1 protein-coding gene is annotated in these 2,562 nt (G+C 52.0%); it reads right to left on the reverse strand.

Annotation, left to right across the window (positions count from 1 at the left end; all coding sequences use genetic code 11):
- Nucleotides 1–417 precede the first annotated feature (417 nt).
- Complete coding sequence (locus tag CKO15_RS13420; RefSeq protein WP_200197267.1) at nucleotides 418–2,028, reverse strand: hypothetical protein; 1,611 nt, start codon at nucleotides 2,026–2,028, stop codon at nucleotides 418–420.
- Nucleotides 2,029–2,562: the final 534 nt, after the last annotated feature.

Here is a 2,562-nt window from a genome sequence, read left to right on the forward strand (position 1 = left end):
ACAAGCTGCCCCACACACACTTGGCACTCGATGACGCTATTGAACAAGGCGCTCTATTCTGCAACATGCTGAGAGAAAATCGCGGAAGCGGCGGTTGCTCATCATCCGAGTAAGCTCTTCTTCGGTCAAATCCTGTTGATCCAATGGTTGAGCGGGAAAATACGCCCGGTTTGTGGGGTGCTTAGCAATGCTTATCAACGTCCACCGCACAAAACTTTATCTAGCCTTCGCGACAACGCTAACAGACACGGTAAGCCACCCGGCTAATCCCAAATGGCACTTGGTGACAAAACCACTGCGCAGCCGGCGGTTGCTGATCCAGCGGTGAAGGGACTCCCCGCACCCTCGGGGTAACCGCCGCCGATCGGCCTTCACCGACCTGGCATGGCGATACACTCGGCTTCGTCGTCATCGCGTCTAATCCATGAACACCCCACGCAGCATTTGTGCTTCCTCGTCGTCGGAGCTCAATTCATCAATACGTTTCAGTATTTTTTCCTTGGCGTCCTCGGACATTGAACTTGGATCAAGCCTATACAGGATCTCCTCCATCAGGACCTCTTCCGCTCCTTCTGCCCATGTGACGGCAATCGTCTCCGCGGATTCCGGGTCAACATCCCACGGATTCCAGAATTCCTCCCCCAGTATGGCTGGCGACTCCACCTGTTCCTCGTCAACGGAACCTCTTGAGAGAGAGAAAGCAGCAGCCTTTTTCAGTAAATCTCTACAAAACTCTTCCGCTCCGCTGGTGAGCGTTACTACGTCGTCTGGGATGGTGAGAGACAAAGCGTCTCCGAAATTGCACGTAAACCGATCATCATCAAGAAAACGCGTGAGAACCTTTTCTCTGAGCTGGCTCTTAAGATCAGCGAAGAGGTTGTCATCCCAATCGCTGGATTGGAGCTTCTCATTGCTCAGCAGTTCGCCATCAGCGCTAAAAAAAGTGAGAGCAGGGAAAAGAAACTTTCCGTTCATTCTGCTCAGCTCCGCCACAAGTTCTTTTCCATCCTCTGCACTCAGGCATTCAGCCAAATCGTTCTGAAAATCTTCGATGATAGCTCTTCCGGGCGCACCCTTAAATATATCCCGCAGGTTCTCCACTTTGTCAAAGTCATCTGCCTCTAATTGAGGCCGGCGTTTACGTATACCAAATTTGCTATGGATTAGGAGCTGAGCCATCTTTGGGCCGGTCTCCGGATCTGTGAACCAACTGGCAATCTTGGGGTCTGCCAACGTTTCCAAGTTGCATTGAGAGAGCACATAGTCATCAGCATGTTTGCAATGAAACGCAAATTCTAGGTACTTTTCAAGGTTAGTCACTTCGCCTGAAAGTGCATGGTTGGCCATGGCCTTTCCGATGACACCATAGTTTAGGCTTTTGTTTTTATCCGGGTTGTTTAGGCTGTTGGCTCTCACCAAGCTTATTATAAAATTCGGGTCGGTGAGGATGTGCTCGGGGAGGTAGTCAAGAAATTCTGGTTGGAGTGAGACTAAAGTCGAGGAAGTCTCGGGCTTATCGGAGAGGCTTGCTTGCAGTTGTTCTGCGTCTATTTCGTCGCGGATGAAGACAAGAGGGCTGATAACCCGATTCTCTGAGGCCGAGAGCAGGATATCCGCGTGATACTTGACGTTCTCGGGTATGTCTTCCCAATTGGTTATCTCACCATTCTCGATTTTCTGCGCTACGGTGCCGGCTTCTTCGGAAGGTGGTGCGGTAGCATCTCGCGCGGAGCGTCGGAGATCTCCGATAGTCCAGCTTGGGTTGGCAGGGGCGCCGACAGAGTCGAGGATCTCTGTCGTTAGTCCGAAATCGTCATGAAACCGCCGTTTGAGCGTCTCTACTTTGGTTTGACCGACGATTGTTATTTCTTTTGTCTTGGGATCGTGTACGCGAACCGAGCTAAGCGTTTCGTTCGGGTCCGCCTTAGCGCCGTTGTGGAGTACCTGGACGTTGATTTTGGCCGAGTCACTCAGCCTCTCTTCAAAGGTGCGTACTTTTTGGCGACCGTGCAGGCTGATGGTAGCCATATGGTTCCTCCTTTCAAGGGTATGTGGGCGGAATGGGAAAGGCACGCGTGTCCACCGGGGGGGGATCATCGCATAGGCGCCAAACTAAGACTGTAGAGGGTTGATATATTTAAAAAAAGATGGCAGGTTCCGGCGTGCACAAGAGTGACGTCGACCACTCACACCAAAGGAACCTGCCATCACCGTGAGGGATAACGCATTTGCTGAGTTGATACAAGCCCGGATAATTCACCGGAGCAGCAAAGAGTGTTGGAATATAAACAGAGAATCAGTGGGTTACATGCTGCCTCAGGGAGCATCCCAATTCACCTCACAGGTGAAGCCCATGCTCCCCTATGAGAGCTGCTATCTAGCTGATATGCTAGCAATAAAATGACAATCTCAACATCTCTGGTGAATAATCCGGGACAAGCCCTGCCGGTCGATCTTGAGTCGCACGCTCGGGAGCACGGCGCCTTGCGACGCGCCCGTAAGCTGGGCTCGGCGGCGCAGTTGTTGCGCTTGATCCTGGGCTATTGCGGGCTTGACTGGACG

Origin of the sequence: Halorhodospira abdelmalekii, from assembly GCF_016583625.1 — a bacterium.
GTDB lineage: Bacteria > Pseudomonadota > Gammaproteobacteria > Nitrococcales > Halorhodospiraceae > Halorhodospira > Halorhodospira abdelmalekii.

What these genes read in the sequence shown, in the direction of transcription:
- CKO15_RS13420 (WP_200197267.1), bottom strand. Translation starts at nt 2,028, where the DNA reads ATGGCTACCATCAGCCTGCACGGTCGCCAAAAAGTACGCACCTTTGAA.